Annotated in this window: 17 protein-coding genes and 1 pseudogene; 11 read left to right on the plus strand and 7 right to left on the minus strand. The window is 72.7% G+C overall.

Features of this window, described 5'->3' with window-relative positions; all coding sequences use genetic code 11:
• From AB0G20_RS17960 to AB0G20_RS17970, 3 genes and pseudogenes are all read left to right on the plus strand, one after another.
• Positions 1-102, plus strand: a pseudogene (locus AB0G20_RS17960) (acyl-CoA dehydrogenase); the annotation flags it as partial.
• A 285-nt stretch (positions 103-387) separates the two neighbouring features.
• On the plus strand, positions 388-1,224 hold the full coding sequence (locus AB0G20_RS17965) for an acyl-CoA dehydrogenase (protein ID WP_361303839.1): 837 nt from the start codon (positions 388-390) through the stop codon (positions 1,222-1,224).
• 443 nt (positions 1,225-1,667) lie between these two features.
• Positions 1,668-2,147, plus strand: a complete 480-nt coding sequence (locus tag AB0G20_RS17970; RefSeq protein WP_361303842.1) for an ATP-binding protein — start codon at positions 1,668-1,670, stop codon at positions 2,145-2,147.
• Positions 2,148-2,574: 427 nt separating this feature from the next.
• Here AB0G20_RS17970 and AB0G20_RS17975 read toward each other — a convergent pair whose 3' ends face one another.
• A complete protein-coding gene (locus AB0G20_RS17975; RefSeq protein WP_361302953.1) occupies positions 2,575-3,501 on the minus strand; it encodes a cyclase family protein in 927 nt (308 codons plus the stop codon).
• Positions 3,502-3,605: 104 nt separating this feature from the next.
• On the opposite strand from AB0G20_RS17975, the gene AB0G20_RS17980 reads away from it, so the two are divergent.
• From AB0G20_RS17980 to AB0G20_RS17990, 3 genes are all read left to right on the plus strand, one after another.
• Positions 3,606-4,520 carry an SDR family oxidoreductase gene (locus tag AB0G20_RS17980; protein ID WP_361302956.1) on the plus strand — a complete coding sequence of 305 codons (915 nt, stop codon included), beginning with the start codon at positions 3,606-3,608 and terminating at the stop codon, positions 4,518-4,520.
• A gap of 122 nt (positions 4,521-4,642) precedes the next feature.
• Positions 4,643-5,791 (plus strand): acyl-CoA dehydrogenase family protein, encoded by a 1,149-nt coding sequence (locus AB0G20_RS17985; protein WP_361303845.1) that lies wholly within the window; start codon positions 4,643-4,645, stop codon positions 5,789-5,791.
• Complete coding sequence (locus tag AB0G20_RS17990) at positions 5,791-6,840, plus strand: Zn-dependent alcohol dehydrogenase (protein ID WP_361302959.1); 1,050 nt, start codon at positions 5,791-5,793, stop codon at positions 6,838-6,840. The genes AB0G20_RS17985 and AB0G20_RS17990 overlap by 1 nt, the downstream gene beginning before the upstream one ends.
• Here the strand turns inward: AB0G20_RS17990 and AB0G20_RS17995 are convergent.
• The gene (locus AB0G20_RS17995) at positions 6,830-7,843 is read right to left on the minus strand and encodes a helix-turn-helix domain-containing protein (RefSeq protein WP_361302962.1); all 1,014 of its coding nucleotides are present in this window, start codon (positions 7,841-7,843) and stop codon (positions 6,830-6,832) included. The genes AB0G20_RS17990 and AB0G20_RS17995 overlap by 11 nt on opposite strands.
• A gap of 71 nt (positions 7,844-7,914) precedes the next feature.
• Between AB0G20_RS17995 and AB0G20_RS18000 the strand changes: the two genes are divergently transcribed.
• Positions 7,915-9,216, plus strand: coding sequence for an MFS transporter (locus tag AB0G20_RS18000; protein ID WP_361302965.1), 1,302 nt, complete (start codon positions 7,915-7,917; stop codon positions 9,214-9,216).
• Between the two features lie 20 nt (positions 9,217-9,236).
• Here the strand turns inward: AB0G20_RS18000 and AB0G20_RS18005 are convergent, their stop codons facing one another.
• From AB0G20_RS18005 to AB0G20_RS18025, 5 genes are all read right to left on the minus strand, one after another.
• A complete protein-coding gene (locus AB0G20_RS18005; protein WP_361302968.1) occupies positions 9,237-9,704 on the minus strand; it encodes a hypothetical protein in 468 nt (155 codons plus the stop codon).
• Positions 9,705-9,897: 193 nt separating this feature from the next.
• Positions 9,898-10,515: a flavin reductase family protein gene (locus AB0G20_RS18010; RefSeq protein ID WP_361302971.1), complete on the minus strand. Its 618-nt coding sequence runs from the start codon at positions 10,513-10,515 to the stop codon at positions 9,898-9,900.
• A gap of 52 nt (positions 10,516-10,567) precedes the next feature.
• Positions 10,568-11,359 carry an enoyl-CoA hydratase-related protein gene (locus tag AB0G20_RS18015; protein ID WP_361302974.1) on the minus strand — a complete coding sequence of 264 codons (792 nt, stop codon included), beginning with the start codon at positions 11,357-11,359 and terminating at the stop codon, positions 10,568-10,570.
• A complete protein-coding gene (locus tag AB0G20_RS18020; RefSeq protein WP_361302977.1) occupies positions 11,359-13,584 on the minus strand; it encodes an acetate--CoA ligase family protein in 2,226 nt (741 codons plus the stop codon). The genes AB0G20_RS18015 and AB0G20_RS18020 overlap by 1 nt, the downstream gene beginning before the upstream one ends.
• Before the next feature lie 140 nt (positions 13,585-13,724).
• Positions 13,725-14,930: an NAD(P)/FAD-dependent oxidoreductase gene (locus tag AB0G20_RS18025; protein WP_361302980.1), complete on the minus strand. Its 1,206-nt coding sequence runs from the start codon at positions 14,928-14,930 to the stop codon at positions 13,725-13,727.
• Positions 14,931-15,324: 394 nt separating this feature from the next.
• Between AB0G20_RS18025 and AB0G20_RS18030 the strand changes: the two genes are divergently transcribed.
• The 4 genes from AB0G20_RS18030 to AB0G20_RS18045 all read left to right on the plus strand — a co-directional run bounded on the left by AB0G20_RS18030 (position 15,325) and on the right by AB0G20_RS18045 (position 17,385).
• Positions 15,325-15,774 carry a DoxX family protein gene (locus AB0G20_RS18030; protein ID WP_361302983.1) on the plus strand — a complete coding sequence of 150 codons (450 nt, stop codon included), beginning with the start codon at positions 15,325-15,327 and terminating at the stop codon, positions 15,772-15,774.
• Positions 15,774-16,199, plus strand: a complete 426-nt coding sequence (locus tag AB0G20_RS18035) for a Zn-ribbon domain-containing OB-fold protein (RefSeq protein WP_361302986.1) — start codon at positions 15,774-15,776, stop codon at positions 16,197-16,199. Before AB0G20_RS18030 ends, AB0G20_RS18035 begins: the two co-directional genes overlap by 1 nt.
• A gap of 219 nt (positions 16,200-16,418) precedes the next feature.
• A complete protein-coding gene (locus tag AB0G20_RS18040; protein ID WP_361302989.1) occupies positions 16,419-17,021 on the plus strand; it encodes a GNAT family N-acetyltransferase in 603 nt (200 codons plus the stop codon).
• Positions 17,022-17,172: 151 nt separating this feature from the next.
• On the plus strand, positions 17,173-17,385 hold the full coding sequence (locus AB0G20_RS18045) for a DUF4287 domain-containing protein (RefSeq protein WP_361302992.1): 213 nt from the start codon (positions 17,173-17,175) through the stop codon (positions 17,383-17,385).
• Positions 17,386-17,402: the final 17 nt, after the last annotated feature.

Raw genomic sequence — 17,402 nt, forward strand, 5'->3', positions numbered from 1 at the left:
GTGCGGTTCCGGCTGACGGACGACCAGCGAGCACTGCGGGACGCGGTGCGCGAGGCGCTGGCGCGACGCTTCGACGGCCAGGCCTTGCGGGGGGCCGTGGAGGGTGCCGCTGGTATCAGGGGTGAGGGGGTGGGTCCTGGCGGGGACGGGGGTGGTGGTGCGGGCGGTGACGGGGCGCGTCGTTCCGGGCCGGACGGCGAGTGGTCGGGCCGTTCCGAGGCGGGTGTTGACGTGCCGGGCGGCGGCGGCGGTGCGGGCGGTGTGGCGGAGGGCTGCTCCGCGGCTGATGGTGGCGAGACGGGCGGTGTGGGGACGGGCCGTTCCGTCGCGGCCGGTGGCGGTATCGGGGGCCAGGGGGCGTGTCGTTCGGGGGCGGGCGGTGTGGCGGTGGGGCGTTCCGGGACGGGTGGGGGCGGTACGGAGGGTGAGCGGGCGGGCCGGGGCGGCGGGCCGTCGCGGCTTGATCGGGGGTTGTGGCGCGTCCTCGGTGACCTCGGGGTTTTCGCGCTGCGGCTGCCGGAGGCGGACGGTGGGGTCGGACTCGGGCTGCCGGAGGCGGTGTTGGTGTTCGAGGAGGCGGGACGGGTGCTGCTGCCCGGGCCGCTCGTCGCCACCCACCTCGCGGCCGGTGCCGTACCGGGCGCGGCCACCGGGGAGACGGTCGTGGCGGCCGTGGACGGCGGGCTCGTGGAGTGGCTGGCGGAGGCGGACGTCGTACGCGGGGACGCCACCGGGGCCGTGCCCCTGCGCTCGCTCGACCCGCTGACGCCCCTGCACCGCGTACCGGCCGAGCGTCCCGGCCCCGACCCCGTCGCGAACCTCCTCACCGCCGCCGAGCAACTCGGCACCGCCACCCGCGTCTGTGAACTGGCGACGCAACACGCCCGGGCACGCGAACAGTTCGGACGGCCCGTCGGGGCCTTCCAGGCGGTGGCGCATCTGTGCGCGGGGATCTTGGTCCGGGCGGAGACGGCCCGCGCCGCGGTGTACGCGGCCGCCGTCACCGCCGACCCGGCCGACATCGCAGCGGCCCGGCTCCTCGCCGACGAGGCCGCCGTGCGCGGCGCCCGCGACTGTCTCCAGGTGCACGGCGGCATGGGCTTCACCTGGGAGTCCGAGGTCCATCTGCATCTGAAACGCGCATGGGTTCGAACCCAGCGTGCGGGCGGTGTAACGCAGAGTGAAGAGGTGCTCGCTGCGGCTCTGGTGTCAGAAACGGCCTGACGGGCCGTCTGGCTGCGGTATCGCCGTGCACGCTCCCAGAGATGTCGCGGATCGTGGCATACCGGAATTACGGAGCGTTGATATCGGCTTGTGTCCTCAGCGTGACTCGTTACGGCCTGGAGTCGATTGCCCGCTCCGGTACCTTGTGTGAGATGCGAGTGGCTCCGAGCGCAGTGCGACCCAGTGGCGCCGCCTGTTCGACTGCCCGCGGCGAGCGTCGCACAGTATGCCGCACGGGTACTCCTTCGCGCTGGAATATGCCCGAAGCGCTTGTTGGCGTGACTGTACGTCAACCATGCTGTCCCACAAGGGATTCACGTTCCGTGATCCTTGTCCCGGCCATTGTTCTGGCCATGCAGAAAATGGCTACGATCGTGGCCCTCGTGAGGCGCGAGCCTAAGTGTCCGCCGGTTCGGATGGTGTGAGCGGTGCAGGTGCTTCAAGTGCAGCTGGAGATCCGGCCCGACCCCGCAGAAGTGGGGCGAGCTCGTCGGTGGGCCCGCTCGCGCCTCGCCGGGTCCGGCATACAGGCCGACGAACCCCTCGCCGAGACGCTGATCCTGCTCGTCTCCGAGCTCGTCACCAACGCCGTGGTGCACACCGGCCGTCCCGCCGTCCTGCGGCTGTCCCTGCCGCACGTGGTGACCGAGGAGGCCACCGTCCGTCTCGAGGTCGCGGACCGCAGCGGCCGGGCCCCCGTGCCCCGGTGCGCCGGCGACGAGGCGACCGGCGGCCGGGGCCTGGCTCTCGTCGACGGCCTCGCCGACCGTTGGGGCTGGAGCGTCGAGGCCACCGGGAAGCGCATCTGGTGCGAACTGGACCGGTGCGCGAAGTCCCGCGACCTCACGGCGTCGTGCGGAGGCGGCGTGGTGGCGTGCGACGGCGGGGCGGCTTTCGAGGGGCTGGCGTACGAGGCGGTGTGACGCGCCGCCCGCCGCCCGTGTCTGCCGGGCGGGTGTGCGGCGGCACATGCCGCGGGTTTGTGCGGCGGGGCCGGGGCACGGATGCACGGCGGGCCGGCAGGTTTCGTCAGGGCATGCGGCGATGCGCCGGGACGTGCTTCCGTGCGCGCCTGCGGCAAAAGCCGCATAAGCAACATATCGCCGAACAGGTGTTGACGCGTCGTGACCGTTTGCTCACGCTTGTGGGCAGCGATTCACCGTGAGGGGACGGCGAGGGCTTCGGTGGACGGCAGCCCTCGGCGAGTGTGAGTCGTGATTCGGCGTCGGCTTCCTCGGGGCCAGGGAGTCGGGGCGGGAGCGCCGGAGTCGGGTGGCGGCGCGCGCTGCCGTGCTCGGGGCGAGCAGCGCGGCGCCGCCATCCAGCTCCAGCGGGTGGCGGCCCGGCGTCCTACAGGACGGCGACGGGTGCCACCGGTGAGCCGGTCGCCCCGGTGAACGGCTCGGGGGTCGCCGTCAGCAGGAACGCGTACCGGCTCACTTCTCCACAGGCTGTGGACAACTTTTCGAGATTCCAGTTCTGCCCCTGCGGCATGCCCATCTCCACGAGGTCGAGGGCGTGCACCGGCAGCCAGAGGTCCTCCACCTCCGGCGGGAACACCTCGAAGGTCAGGGTGTCGTTGGCGACGGCCGCCACATCGCGCGCGTGGAACCACTCCGGAGTCCGGATCGACAGCCCCGGCGACGGGTACGCGTAACCGTGCCGGTCGCCGGCCAGGCACGCCTGGATCTGCCCGGTCCGTACGAGCACGATGTCGCCCGACCGCACCCGCGTGCCGGCCAGGTCCTCGGCGGCGTCCAGGTCCTCGGGTGTGACGGCGTACCCGCCGTCGAGCCGGTCCGTGCCACGGGCCCGGGCGACGTCCAGCAGCACTCCGCGTGAGACGACGTGCCGGACCGTGCCGATGCCGCTGAACTCGGCGCCGCCGTGCGGCGTGACGGTGTGGGCCGGGCGGCCGTTGTAGAGCCGGCCCGAGTGCGAGACATGGGGCAGGGCGTCCCAGTGGGTGGCCGCCTGGAGCCCCATGGTCACGACGTCGTCGCTGCACGCGACCGTGCCCGGGCCGAAGATCTCCTGGTTGATCTGCACCATGGCGTGCAGGGGGTTGACGCGGCCGGGGATCATGCCGGTCTGTACGCCGTCCTGCTGGAGAGGCAGCGCGAGCGGGATCCGACGGCCGCTGCGGACGGTCGCCGCGGCCTGCCTGACGACTTCGTCGGTGATCAGGTTCAGCGTGCCGATCTCGTCGTCGGAGCCCCAACGCCCCCAGTTGTTCACGCGCTTGGCGATGTCGTGGAACGCGTCCGGCAGCGACATGAGTCCTCCGCGGGGCTTGTCTTCCCGTATCTGACGGGCCGTAGAATCCAGGCATCGAGAATCTAACGGTCCGTCAGAAACCGCGGGACGGGAAGGGGCCGGGCGTGGGGAACTTCTTGGCAGGCAAGGTGGTCGCCGTCACGGGCGCCGGGCGGGGCATCGGCCGGGCGGTCGCGCTCGCGGCGGCGGCCGAGGGGGCGAAGGTCGTCGTCAACGACTACGGCGTTTCGGTCGACGGCGCCTCACCGACCAGCGCGATCGCCGAGGCCGTGGTCAAGGAGATCGAGGCGGCGGGCGGGGAGGCGGTGGCCGTCGCCGACGACATCTCCACGATGGCGGGCGGGCAGCGGGTCGTCGACGTGGCGCTGGCGTCGTACGGGCGGCTGGACGGTGTGGTCTGTGTGGCCGGGATCCTGCGCGAGCGGATGCTGTTCAACATGACCGAGGAGGAGTGGGACCCGGTCGTCGCGACGCACCTGAAGGGCACCTTCACGGTCTTCCGGGCGGCCTCCGCGGTGATGCGCAGGCAGCGGGCCGGGACGTTGATCGGCTTCACCAGCGGCAACCATCAGGGGTCGGTCTCGCAGGCCAACTACAGCGCCGCCAAGGGCGGGATCATCTCGCTGGTGCGCAGCGCCGCGCTGGGGCTGCACAAGTACGGGGTGACCGCGAACGCGGTGGCGCCGGTCGCGCGGACCCGGATGTCGGCGGGGGTGCCGACGGAACTGGCCGAGATCGGGGAGCCGGAGGACGTCGCCGCGCTGGTGGTGTACCTGCTGTCCGATGCCGCCGCCGGGCAGGGGGTGACCGGGCAGGTGTACACGGTGGCCGGGGCGAAGATCGCGGTGTGGGCACAGCCGCGGGAACTGCGGGCCGCGTATGCCTCCGGCGGGTGGACCGCGGAACGGATCGCGGAGTTTCTGCCCGGGTCGGTGGGGGTGGATCCGATGCCGATGCTGGAGAAGGTGCGGGAGATGGAGAGGGCTGCGGTTGAGGGGGAGCGGCCCAACGCCCAGTAGTTCGGGGGCGGGCGTGGTGTGGCGGGTGCGGGTGCGCTGTGGCTTGTCGCGCAGTTCCCCGCGCCCCTGGGGAGTTGCCCCACTGCCCATGTGAAGGACCTGGCCAATCCGAGGCGGTGACCGTGGAATTCGGGTTCGGGCAAGACGACGAGGACTTTCGTGCCGAGGCGCGCGACTGGCTGGCGGCGCACGCCGAGGACGCCACCGACCGGCGTAGTTGGGAACGCACCCTCGGCGCAGCCGGATGGATCGGGCTCGGATGGTCCGCCTCCGGGTACGGCAATCGCACCGCCGGCCTCACCCGGCAGGTCGTCTGGGCCGAGGAGTACGCGCGGTCGGCCGCGCCCCCGCGCTCCGGGCACATCGGGGAGAACCTGCTCGCCCCCACGCTCATCGCCCACGGCAGCGACGAGCAGAAGTCCCGCTTCCTCCCGCCGATCGCCGCCGGTGAGGAACTCTGGTGCCAGGGCTACAGCGAACCCGGCGCCGGATCGGACCTGGCCGGTGTCCGTACCGCGGCCGTGCGCGAGCCGGGCGGCCGCGCCTACCGCGTGACCGGGCAGAAGATCTGGACGTCGCTCGCGCACGAGGCGGACTGGTGTTTCGTGCTGGCCAGGACCGAACCCGGCTCGGTGCGGCACCACGGGCTGACCTTCCTCCTCGTCCCCATGGACCAGCCCGGCCGGATCGAGGTCCGCCCCATCCGCCAGATGACGGGCACCAGCGACTTCAACGAGGTCTTCTTCGACGGCGCGCACGCGGAGCACGTCGTCGGCGGTGCGGGCAACGGCTGGCGCGTCGCCATGAGCCTGCTCGGTTTCGAGCGGGGTGTGTCCACGCTGGCCCAGCAGATCGGGTTCGCCCAGGAGCTGGACGGTGTGGTGCGGGCGGCCGTGGCGTCGGGCGCGGTGCGGGATCCCGTCGTACGGGAACGGCTCGTGCGGCAGTGGGCGGAGCTGCGGACGATGCGCTGGAACGCCCTGCGCACACTGGGGGGTTCCGGAGACGCGGGTGCCCCGAGCGTGGCCAAGCTGCTGTGGGCCGGCTGGCATCAGCGGCTCGGGGAGCTGGCGGTGCAGGTGCGGGGCGCCACGGCGAGCGTCGGACCGGCCGACTGGTCGGCGCAGTCGCCGTACGAACTGGACGCGGCGCAGCACCTGTTCCTCTTCTCCCGGGCCGACACCATCTACGGCGGCTCGGACCAGATCCAGCGCACGATCATCGCCGAGCGCGTGCTCGGCCTGCCCAGGGAGCCCAAGGGAGCCGTGTGATGCGAGGCGTGATCTTCGACGGGAAGCAGGTCCGGGTCGTGACGGACCTGGAGGTGCGGGAGCCGGGGCCGGGCGAGGTGCGGGTCGCGATCTCGGCGGCCGGGCTGTGCCACAGCGATCTGTCGGTGGTGGACGGGACCATACCCTTCCCCGTTCCCGTGGTGCTGGGCCATGAGGGGGCCGGGGTCGTGGAGGCGGTGGGCGGGGGCGTCACCCATGTGTCGCCCGGTGACCATGTCGCGCTGTCCACGCTGGCGAACTGCGGTACGTGCGCGGAGTGCGACCGGGGCCGGCCGACCATGTGCCGCCAGGCCATAGGACGCCCGGGCCGGCCCTTCGGTCACGACGGCTCGCCGGTGCACCAGTTCGCGTCCAACTCGGCGTTCGCCGAGCGCACGATCGTCAAGGCCGTACAGGCCGTCCGCATCCCCGACGACATCCCGCTGACGTCGGCGGCGCTCATCGGGTGCGGGGTGCTGACCGGGGTGGGCGCCGTACTGAACCGGGCGCGGGTGGACCGCGGCGACAGCGTCCTGGTCATCGGGACGGGCGGCATCGGCCTGAACGTGCTCCAGGGCGCGCGGCTCGCGGGCGCCGGGCGGATCGTGGCCGTCGACGCCAACCCGGCGAAGGAGGAGGCGGCACGCCGGTTCGGCGCGACCGACTTCCTGACGTCGGCGGAAGGGCTGCGCGACATCCTGCCCACGGGCGTGGACCACGCCTTCGAGTGCGTCGGCCGCGTGGAGCTGATCCGGCAGGCGATCGACGCCCTGGACCGGCACGGCCAGGCCGTCCTCCTCGGGGTACCGCCCGCCACGGCCGAGGCGTCCTTCCGCGTCTCCTCGCTGTACCTCGACAAGTCCGTCCTGGGCTGCCGCTACGGCTCCTCCCGCCCCCAGCGGGACATCGCCCTGTACGCCGGGCTGTACCGCCAGGGGCGCCTCCTGCTCGACGAACTGGTCACCCGGACCTACCCGGTCGAGGACTTCGAGAAGGCGGCGGCGGACGCGGAGGCGGGGCGGGTGGCGCGGGCGGTGCTCACCTTCTGAGGACGGCGGAGGTGTCGTTCTCCGCCCGGAACGTCCGCCGGTAGGCGGTGGGCGTGACACCGAGGGCCGCCTGGAGGTGCTGGCGCATCGACTGGGCCGTGCCGAAGCCCGCGTCCCGGGCCACCTGGTCGACGGAGCGGTCGGTGGACTCCAGCAGGTGACGGGCCCGCTCCACGCGCTGCTGGGTGAGCCACTGGCCGGGGCTGACGCCGGTCTCCTCGCGGAAGCGGCGGGTGAAGGTGCGCACCGACATGGACTCCTGGACGGCCATGTCGCGCAGCTGGATCGGCTCGTGGAGACGGCCCAGGGCCCAGGCGCGGGCCGAGGTCGTGGTCGCCTGCTGCGGATCGGGCACGGGCCGGTGGATGTACTGCGCCTGACCGCCGTCGCGGTGCGGCGGTACGACCGTGCGGCGGGCCACGTCGTTGGCGACCGCCGTGCCGTGGTCGCGGCGCACCATGTGCAGGCACAGGTCGATGCCGGCCGCGACGCCGGCGGAGGTCAGGACGTCGCCGTCGTCGATGAACAGGACGCCCGGGTCGACCTTGATCTGCGGGAACAGCCGCTGGAGGCGCTCGGCGTCGGCCCAGTGCGTGGTGGCGGGGCGGCCGTCCAGGAGACCGGCGGCGGCGAGGACGTAGACGCCGGTGCAGATGGAGGCGAGCCGGGTGCCGGGGCGGATGCGGGCGAGGGCGGCGGCCAGTTCGCCGGTCAGCACGCCCTGCTCGAAGACCGGGCCGAGTTCGTACGACGCCGGGACGATCACGGTGTCGGCGGTGGCCAGGGCCTCGGGGCCGTGCTCGACCTGGATGGCGAAGTCGGCGTCGGTCTGCACCGGGCCCGGCGGACGGATCGAGCAGGTGACGACGTCGTACAGCGGGCGCCTCTCGGCGTCCTTGGGGCGGCCGAAGATGCGGTGCGGGATGCCCAGTTCGAAGGGGAGCAGGCCGTCGAGGGCGAGGACGACGACGCGGTGCGGGCGGAACTCCCTCTCACGGCTCATGGCCCGATCCTAACGAATGCTGTCCTTCGGGCCACTCGATGGAGTGCTTCACAGATCGGAAGCTCTATGTCGTGACCCAGACAACCGAAGCGGCGGCTGCGGAGCAGTCGCCGAAGCCGACTCGTGCGCGGGTGCACCGTGCCTGGTTCGTCGCCGCCGTCACCTTCGTGACGATCATCGGCGCCGCCGCCTTCCGTTCCGTGCCGGGCCTGCTCATCGACCCGTTGCACGACGAGTTCGACTGGTCGCGCGGCACGATCGGTGCCGCTGTCTCGGTGAATCTCGCGCTGTACGGCCTGACGGCCCCGTTCGCGGCGGCCCTGATGGACCGCTTCGGCATCCGCCGGGTCGTCGCGGTCGCCCTCACCGTGATCGCGGCCGGCTCCTGGCTCACCGTGTGGATGACCGCGGCCTGGCAGCTGATGCTGTGCTGGGGCCTGCTGGTCGGTCTCGGCTCCGGCTCCATGGCGCTGGCCTTCGCCGCGACCGTCACCAACCGCTGGTTCACCGAACGGCGCGGGCTGGTCAGCGGCATCCTCACCGCCGCCTCGGCCTCCGGCCAGCTGATCTTCCTGCCCCTGCTGTCCTGGATCATCGACCGCTACGACTGGCGCCCGGCGGCCGTGACGGTCGCGCTCGCCGCGCTCGCGGTCGTCCCGTTCGTGTGGCTCCTGCTGCACGACCACCCGGCGGACGTGGGGCAGAAGCCGTACGGCGCCGCCGAGTTCGTGCCGAAGCCGCCGCCCGTGCGCGGCGCCGCGCGCCGGGCCGTGACCGTCCTGCTCTCGGCCGTACGCACCGGGCCGTTCTGGCTGCTCGCCGGCACCTTCGCGATCTGCGGCGCCTCCACCAACGGCCTGATCCAGACCCACTTCATCCCCGCGGCCCACGACCACCACATGCCCCTCCAAGCCGCCGCGTCCCTGCTCGCGGTCATCGGCGTCTTCGACGTCGTCGGCACGATCGCCTCCGGCTGGTTCACGGACCGCTTCGAGCCGCGCCGCCTGCTGGCGGTGTACTACGCGCTGCGGGGCGTCTCGCTGATGTTCCTCCCGCTCCTGCTGGGCCCCGCTGTCCACCCCCCGATGATCTTCTTCATCGTCTTCTACGGCCTCGACTGGGTCGCCACCGTCCCGCCCACCCTCGCCCTGTGCCGTGAGCAGTACGGCGAGGACAGCGCGATCGTCTTCGGCTGGGTCCTCGCCTCCCACCAGATCGGGGCGGCCCTCGTCGCCTTCCTGGGCGGCGTCGCCCGCGACACCTTCGGCACGTACGACGTGGTGTGGTACGCGTCAGGGGCACTGTGCGCGGCGGCGGCGCTGATGGCGCTGGTGATCCGGCGGAGGGCGGCGGGCGAGGTGGCCGTGGCCTGAACCGGGCCAATCGCCGGGGTTCAGCCCTTGACCCGCCCCGTGAGGTTCGCCCGGGCGGTGTTGCGGATCCTCTTCGTCCGGCCGCTCTCGGCGAGGACCCCGAGGGCCTCGGGGCTCGATCCGGCCGCGGTCCTGAGCTGGAGCCAGTCGGACGACGCGAGGAGGTCGCCGGGATTCCAGGGCAGCCGGAGCGTGACGGCGCGGAACAGGGACCACTCCTGCAGGCGCCGGACCAGGAAGGGATGGCGGACCACCGCCCGGGCCATGGCCTCGGCCCACTCCTCCCAGGCAGGTCCGTGACAGAGCCGCTCGGCCCGGCGGTCGAGGTGCCGCACCACGGCGGCCCGGGCCATCACGGGATCCGGGTCGGCGAGGACGCCGCCGACCAGCTCGATCTCGTCCGCGTCGGCGACCTGTTCCAGCTCGACCAGGTAGGCGGCGAAACGAGCGTGCTCGGCCGGCTCCCCCGCGCTGTCTTCGGCGTTCATGTGGCTGTGCCTTCCCGATCCGCCGGAACCCGGATCACCCGATGCCCCCGCCGCCGGTGACGGCGGCCGGCTCCCCGCCCGGCCCATTCTGGGGGGAGCGGGGAGCTCGCTCCTGCTCGCGGACCCGCGTTCTGCACGTGACCGCCCCACCGACCCGACACCGCACGGGACATGTCGGGCGGTGACGGTGGAGTCAGTCCGCCAGCCGTGCGAAGCGCCCCCGGTGGAAGAGCAGCGGTCCGTCCGACCCGGCGGCGTCCTCCGTGCCGAGGGCGTTCACCCGGCCGACCACGACGAGGTGGTCGCCGCCGGTGTGGACGGCGTGGATCGCGCAGTCGATCCAGGCCACGGCGCCCGTCAGGCGGGGTGAGCCCGACGCCGGAGCCGCGTCGTAGGCCACGCCCGCGAACTTGTCCGCGCCGCTCACCGCGAAAGCCCGGCACAACTCGCCCTGGCGGGAGCCCAGGACGTTCACGCAGAACACCCCGGCGCGGGCGATCCGCGGCCAGGTCGTCGACGTCCGGCCGACCATGAAGGCGACCAGGGGCGGGTCGAGGGAGAGGGACGTGAAGGACTGGCAGGCGAAGCCGGCGGGAGGTTCGCCGGCGGTGGCGGCAGGGGCCGTGACCACGGCCACGCCCGTCGCGAAGCTGCCCAGGACCCGGCGGAACTCCCGGGGGTCGAGCGGGGCGCGTTCGTCGGCGCCGACGCACCGAAGGTCGGGCCGCGGCAGGGCCTCGACGGGCTCCGCGGCTGTGCGGACCGACCTGAGGTAGCGGACGGCGGCTTCGGCCATTCCTGCTTGTCCCATCACATCCAGCATTGAAACTGACGTAGCGTCAGATAGGAAGAGGCGGGAAGGGTCAGCGGCCCCTGTACTCCGGGCTGCGCCGCTCCACGAAACTCCGCACGCCCTCCTGCGCGTCCGCCGTCGTCATGTTGATCTCCTGCGCCGCGGCCTCGGCGGCGAAGGCGGCGGCGCGGTCGGTGTCGAGGGAGGCGTTGACGAGCTGCTTGGTCAGGGCGAGGGCGCGGGTCGGCCCGGAGGCCAGGCGCTCGGCCCATGCGCGCGCCGTCTTCTCCAGCTCCTCGTCCCTGACGACCCGGTTGACGAGCCCGAGGCGCTCGGCGTCCGGCGCGCTGAGCGCGTCGCCGAAGAACATCAGCTCCTTCGCGCGCTGCGGGCCGACCAGGCGGGGCAGGAGATAGGCCCCACCGCCGTCGGGGACCAGCCCGCGGCGTACGAACACCTCGATGAAGCGGGCGGATTCGGCCGCGAGGACCAGATCGCAGGCGAACGCCAGCTGCGCGCCGAGACCCGCCGCCGTGCCGTTCACCGCCGCGATCACCGGCTTCTCGCAGTCGAGTACGGCGGCGATCAGGCGCTGGGCGCCGGTGCGCAGGGCGCGTGCGACATCGCCCGCGAGGCGTTCGCCGACCGTGCCGGCGGCCCGGAGGTCCGCTCCGGCGCAGAAGCCGCGTCCCGTCCCCGTGATCACGACAGCCCGCACCTCCGCCGAGGCGGAGGCCTCCGACAGCAACCGGATGATGTCCTCGCGCTGTTCGGGCGTGAGGGCGTTGAGGCTCTCGGGCCGGTTGAGGGTGAGGGAGAGGACGTGGTCGCCGGTCGTGTGCAGCAGCGCGGCCCGCGTCATCAGCGGCACACCGCCAGCGCGTCCAGCGCCACGGCGCCCTGGCCGTGGGGCAGGACCATCAGCGGATTGATGTCGAGCTCCGCGAGCTGGTCGCCCAGTTCCAGGGCCATGCGCTGCACGCGCAGGACGACCTCGACCAGCGCGTCCAGATCCGCCGCCGGCCGCCCCCGGACCCCGTCGAGCAGGGCCCGCCCGCGCAGCCCGGCGAGCATGTCCCGCGCCTGCTCCTCCCCGAAGGGCGGCACCCCTACGGCGGTGTCGCGCAGCACCTCGACCAGCACGCCGCCCAGTCCGACGGTCACGGTCGGGCCGAACAGGTCGTCGTGGGCGACACCGACGACCATCTCGACGCCCTGCTCCACCATCTGGCAGACCAGGACGCCGTCCAGGGCGACGTCCTCGTAGCGGGCGATGTCGGTCAGCTCCCGGTAGGCGTCGCGGACCTGGCTGGCCGAGGTGAGCCCGATCTTCACCAGGCCCAGCTCGGTCTTGTGGGCGATCCGGGCGCCGGAGGCCTTCATCACCACCGGGTAGCCCACGAGCCCGGCCGCGCGGACGGCCGCCGCCGCGCTGGTCACCAGCTGCTCGCGCGGTACGCGGATGCCGTACGCCCGCAGCAGCTGTTTCGCCGCGTGCTCGCTCAGCTGCCGGCCGGGCTGCATCAGGGCCTGCGCCTTGCGGTAGGACGGCGAGAGGGTGCGCGGGGCCTCGTCGAAGGGGGAGCGGTAGGCGGCCGTGAAGCGGTGGTGGGCGAGGTGGGCGCGGACGGCGGTGAGGCAGTTGCCGACCGTGCGGAAGGTGACCACGCGGGAGGAGCCGAGCAGGACCTCGCGGTAGGCCGGCTCGGTGCCGACGGGCGAACCCCACACCACGCAGACGAGCTTGTCGGTCTCCTCGGCCGCGTCCACCAGGTCCCGTACGAGCCGGTCGCTGAGCGGCGGGAACGGCCCGGTGACCGGGCAGATCAGCACGCCCACCCCGGGGTCCGCGAGAATCGCGTCGATGATCTTCCGGCCGCGCCAGTCGCCGACGGGGTGCCCGCCGTTGTCGACCGGGTTGGCGACGTTCAGGTACTCGGGTATCCACTGGTGCAGCTCGGCCTGCTTGGCCTCGGACAGGACCGGCAGGCTCAGGCCCGCCTCGGTCGCCAGGTCGGCGACGTGCGCGCCCGTGCCGCCCGAGATCGAGTAGACGACGACCCCGTCCGCGCGCGGCGGGCGGGCCCGGGCCAGCAGGGCGGCCGTGTCCTGGAGTTCGTCGAGCCCGTCGACCCGGATCACGCCGAACTGGCGCAGCGCCGCGTCCACCACCGCGTCCGCGCCGGTCAGTTTGCCGGTGTGGGAGGCGGCCGTGCGGGAGCCTGTCTCGGTGCGGCCCACCTTGACGGCGACCACCGGCACACCGAGCCGCGCGGCCCGGTCGGCGGCGAGCAGGAAGGAGCGGCCGTCCTTGAGCCCTTCGAGGTAGCAGGCGATGGCGCCGACCTCGGGCTGCTCGGCGAAGTAGGAGAGGAAGTCGGCGGTCTCCAGGTCGGCCTCGTTGCCGGTGGGGGCCCAGTGGGAGAGGCGGATGCCGAGTTCCTGCAGGGCGAAGACGGGGCGGCCCTGGTGGCCGGACTGGGTGATCAACGCGATCGCCGGACCCTCCAGGTCGTCGCGGAACCGCTCGAAGGCGTTGAGGTTGGTGTTGGGCCCCAGCAGCCGCAGCCCGGACTGTTCGACGGCGGCGGTCAGTCGCCGCTGGGCGGCCTCGCCCTCCGGCCCGGTCTCCGCGAACCCGGACGCGAAGACGACCGCGAACCGCGTCTTGGCCTCGGCCAGTTCCTCGATCACCGGGAGGGGGTCGCCGACCAGCACCACGGCCAGATCGACCTGTTCGGGCAGGTCGGCGACGGACGGAGAGCAGGGGACGCCGAAGACGGACGGCCGGCTGGGATGCACCGGGTACAGCCGGGCGCCGACCCGCTCCGCCCAGTCGATCAGCTGCCGGGTGACACCGGTGCGGGGGCGCCCCTCCGCGTCCGAGGCGCCGATCACGGCGACGGACCGGGGGCGGAAGAAGCGGTCGAGGTCGGGTACGCCGGCGTGCAGCGGTCGTCCGCTGACGTCCAGGTCGCCCGCCTGGGCCGGCCTGCCGTGCACGGCGGGACCGGACCGCTCGCCACAGGCGATGGCCCAAGTCCGGCGGGAGTCGGTGGTGAGGGTGCCGTGGGTCGATCCAAGCATCGTTTCCGCCCGCTCCTGTGAGACAGCCGCTAACTGACGCACTGTCAGATTACTGAACTGACGCGAGGTCAGGAACGGCTGTGTACGGGCGAAGTTGCCGACCGGACCGACTCATGGGCGCTTTGCCGTCGGGCAGGTGCTCAGACCGGCAGGCGGGACACCCTCCCCGGGCCCTTCCTCGCGACGGCCTTCGCGATCTTCACCGCGTCCAGTGCCATCTCGCGGAGGTTGCCGCTGATCGGGTTGGTGAACCCGGTGAAGTACAGCCCGGGGGCGCTCTCCGGGGTGCGGGCGCCGTGGGCGACGGGCCTGCCTCGGTCGTCGAGCACGCCGAGGTGGCCGACCAGGTCCTCCAGGGCGCGGACGTACCCGGTGGCGGCGATCACCACGTCCGGGGAGATCCGGGTGCCGTCGGCGAGGGCGATCTTGCCGCCGTCCTCGAAGCTGTCCACGGCGGCCACGATCTCCACCGTGCCCTTGCGCACGGCGTCGATCAGGCCGACGTCCTGCACCGGGATGGCACCCTGCTTCACCCGCGTGTACAGCCCGGTGTCGGGACGCGGCAGCCCGTGGGCCGACAGGTCGGGCACGGCCACCTTGGCCTGCACCCGGGAGATCCGGTCGACCAGGCCGACCGGCAGCCGGCGGACCAGGACGGCGCTGTACTGGGCGGCCCAGCCCGCGGTCGAGCGGCGCACGATGTGGGGGACGGTGCGCACGGCGAGCCGGACCCGGGAGGCACCGCTCTCCATCAGGTCGGCGGCGATCTCGGCGCCGGTGTTGCCGACCCCGACGACCAGGACGTCCCGGCCGGCGTAGGGCTTGCCGCTGCGGTACTCACCGGCGTGCAGGAACTCGCCGGTGAACGTGGCGCGGCCGGGCCAGTCCGGCAGGCGCGGGGTGTGGTTGTAGCCGGTGGCGACGACCACCGCCGCGCCGGTCAGTTCGCGGCCGCCGGTGGCGTGCAGTAGCCAGCCCGTGCCGTCGGGGGAGCGCTCGATGCGGGACACCTCGACGCCGGTGACGATCTCGAGGCGGTGGTGCTCGGCGTACTTCTCCAGGTACCGCACCACGTTGTCCCGGGACACCCACCGCCCGAACCTGCGTGGCATCGGCAGCCCGGGCAGGGCCGAGAGGCGGCGGGTGGTGTGCAGGTGCAGCCGGTCGTAGTGGCGGCGCCAGGACGCACCGACATGGTCGGACTTCTCCAGGACGATGGCACGTATGCCCCGGGCGCGCAGCGCGTACGCGGCGGAGAGCCCGCCGGGGCCGCCGCCGATGACGTAGACGGGGCGGTCGGGTGGGGGCTGCGCGGTGGCGTGTGTGGGGGGTGTGGAGTCGGCCATGAGCGGGAGCGTAATCACGGGACCGCTTGATGGGTCTCGGTCAAGACCGGAATTGGTTTCGCTTTGATCACGGCTGTAGCGGGAGGGGGTGGGGCTCGTGGAGCAGCGGCCTGGTTGTGGCGGGGTGGTGATCGTTTCTGGCGGGTGGCGGGCACGGCCCTCCTGGTGACGGGCAGGGCCCTCCGGTGGCGGGCATGGCCCTCCGGTGGCGGAGGGGGAGACCGGAGGCCGTGCCGGACGCGCGGCGGTCTCCTTGCCGCGCTGGTGGCCGGTGACCTCGGCGATCCACCGGATGAAGTCGCCCGGGTCGGTGTTCGCGCCGTGGCCCTCGTTCCAGTAGTCGGGCGCCCACCGGGCCTTGCGCATCCGAAGAACTGACGTACCGTCAGATCGCATGGAGACCATCTGGCTCACCGGAGCGGAATGGCTGGCCGTGCTGCGGATCGGGCTCGGGCTGTGGTGGCTGGAGAGCTGGCGGCACAAGGACCGCAAGGCCTGGTTCGAGCGGGGCACCGGCATCGCGTGGGCGGCCGGCATAGCCGCCGAGCACCGCTGGAACGCGGTCCGTTCGGGCTTTGAAACGGCCGTCGCACCGCACCCGCGCGTGATGGCGTACGTCGTCGTCTACGCGGAACTGGCGCTCGGACTGGGCCTGATCACCGGCTTCCTCACCCCGATCGCCCTGATCGGCGGGTTCCTCCTCAACGCCCTCTACTTCACGCTCATGGTCCACGACGTCGCCGAGCAGGGGCAGAACTCGATGATGGCGCTGATGTCGGTGGTCGGGCTGTTCGGGATGTCCTGGCAGTCGTGGTCGCTGGACAGCGCGCTGGGGCTGTTCTGATGGCCGGCCGCCACGACCTGCCCGAGACCGACGCCTTCACCCGGACATACTGGGACGCGGCCGCCGAGGGCAGGCTGCTGATCCGCCGCTGCGGGGCCTGCGGCCGGGCCCACCACTACCCGCGCGAGTTCTGCCCCCACTGCTGGAGCGAGGACGTGACGTGGGAGCCGGCGAGCGGCCGCGCCACGCTCTACACATGGTCCGTCGTCCACCGCAACGACCTGCCGCCGTTCTCGGAACGCGTCCCGTACGTCGCCGCTGTGGTCGAACTCGCCGAGGGACCGCGGATGATGACGGAGATCGTCGGGGCGGGAGAAGCGCTGGAACCGCTCGCGGCCGGGGATCCGGACCTGGCGGGCGGGACGGAACTGCAAGTGGCGTTCCGGGAAGGGGTCCCGGTGTTCCGGACGGTGCCGAGGGCCTGAGCGGTCGGACGAGCGACGGCCGCCGGTCGGCGGCCCATTGCGGCCGGCCGGGCCACCCGGGAGGCCGGGCTCTCGTGGTCTTTCCGGCCCCCGGAAGGCCGACCATCAGGAACAACTCCGCAGTCACACTCCGATCGTCCGGGCGAGCCGGATCGAGGGCAACCGCATTCTCTCCGGCACGGCGCCCCGAACCGCGCACCACGGGTTTGAATGGGACCCATGGCCCCCATACGTGACCAGTCCCCGACCGGCCCCCACCCGGACCTCCACGGCCACGGCCTCCGTCTGCGCCCCTGGGACGCCGGGTCCGGCGCCGACGTCGACACGTGGTTGCGAGGGCTGCGTGATCCGGAGTTCCGGCGCTGGAACACCCCGCTGCGGCTGGTCACGGACCGGGCGAGTGCGCGGGAGTCGCTGCTCGCGCGGGCGCAGAGTGCCCTGGAGGGGACGTCGGTGTCGTTCCGGGTCGCGGACGCGCGCAGCGATGCCCCGCTGGGGCACATCGGCGTCAACGAGATCAAGTACCACCTGAAGGTCGCCCGGGTCGGCTACTGGGTCCTCCCCGAGGCCCGCGGCCAGGGCGTCGCCACCCGGGCCCTCCTGCTCACCGCCGACTGGGCGCTCAGGGAACTCGGCCTGCACCGGCTGGAGTTGGATCATGCGGTCGGTCACGACGCGTCGTGCCGGATCGCCGAGAGATGCGGTTTCTCGTACGAGGGCACCCTGCGCGGTGCGATCTTCCAGGAGGAGCGGCACGACGCGTTCCGGGACGCCCATCTGCACGCACGCCTGGCCACGGACCCGGAACCGGCGGACCCGTGAGGAGGACTGGGCGGGCAGAGCGCACTGATGTGACGCGCGTCACTGCGGCTGACCGATCAGTCCGTACCGCCCCGCCGGTCATAACCGACAACCGAAGAGCAGCCGAGGCGCAACCGCAGCCCAGCCGCGAAGAAGAGAGGGACCGGCCGAGATGACCGCACCCGTGAAGGGCCCCGCCAGCTACTTCCCCTCCATCGAGAAGAAGTACGGACGGCCGATCGCCGACTGGCAGGAGCTCATCCGCACCTCGCCGCTGACCCGGCACATGGAGCTCGTCAACTGGCTCAAGACCGAACACGGCCTGGGGCACGGCCACGCCAACGCGCTGGTGGCGCACACGCTGGCGGAGGGCAGCGGCAAGTGAGCCGAGGCGGGGGGCCC

The sequence above is a fragment of the Streptomyces sp. NPDC024017 genome, from assembly GCF_040638895.1.
GTDB lineage: Bacteria > Actinomycetota > Actinomycetes > Streptomycetales > Streptomycetaceae > Streptomyces.

Bases quoted from the DNA above. Each gene is read 5' to 3' on its own strand.
- AB0G20_RS17975 (WP_361302953.1), bottom strand. From the start codon at position 3,501: ATGTCGCTGCCGGACGCGTTCCACGACATCGCCAAGCGCGTGAACAAC.
- AB0G20_RS17990 (WP_361302959.1), top strand. From the start codon at position 5,791: ATGCGAGGCGTGATCTTCGACGGGAAGCAGGTCCGGGTCGTGACGGAC.
- AB0G20_RS17995 (WP_361302962.1), bottom strand. From the start codon at position 7,843: ATGAGCCGTGAGAGGGAGTTCCGCCCGCACCGCGTCGTCGTCCTCGCC.
- AB0G20_RS18005 (WP_361302968.1), bottom strand. From the start codon at position 9,704: ATGAACGCCGAAGACAGCGCGGGGGAGCCGGCCGAGCACGCTCGTTTC.
- AB0G20_RS18010 (WP_361302971.1), bottom strand. From the start codon at position 10,515: ATGGGACAAGCAGGAATGGCCGAAGCCGCCGTCCGCTACCTCAGGTCG.
- AB0G20_RS18015 (WP_361302974.1), bottom strand. From the start codon at position 11,359: ATGACGCGGGCCGCGCTGCTGCACACGACCGGCGACCACGTCCTCTCC.
- AB0G20_RS18020 (WP_361302977.1), bottom strand. From the start codon at position 13,584: ATGCTTGGATCGACCCACGGCACCCTCACCACCGACTCCCGCCGGACT.
- AB0G20_RS18025 (WP_361302980.1), bottom strand. From the start codon at position 14,930: ATGGCCGACTCCACACCCCCCACACACGCCACCGCGCAGCCCCCACCC.
- AB0G20_RS18030 (WP_361302983.1), top strand. From the start codon at position 15,325: ATGGAGACCATCTGGCTCACCGGAGCGGAATGGCTGGCCGTGCTGCGG.
- AB0G20_RS18035 (WP_361302986.1), top strand. From the start codon at position 15,774: ATGGCCGGCCGCCACGACCTGCCCGAGACCGACGCCTTCACCCGGACA.
- AB0G20_RS18040 (WP_361302989.1), top strand. From the start codon at position 16,419: ATGGCCCCCATACGTGACCAGTCCCCGACCGGCCCCCACCCGGACCTC.
- AB0G20_RS18045 (WP_361302992.1), top strand. From the start codon at position 17,173: ATGACCGCACCCGTGAAGGGCCCCGCCAGCTACTTCCCCTCCATCGAG.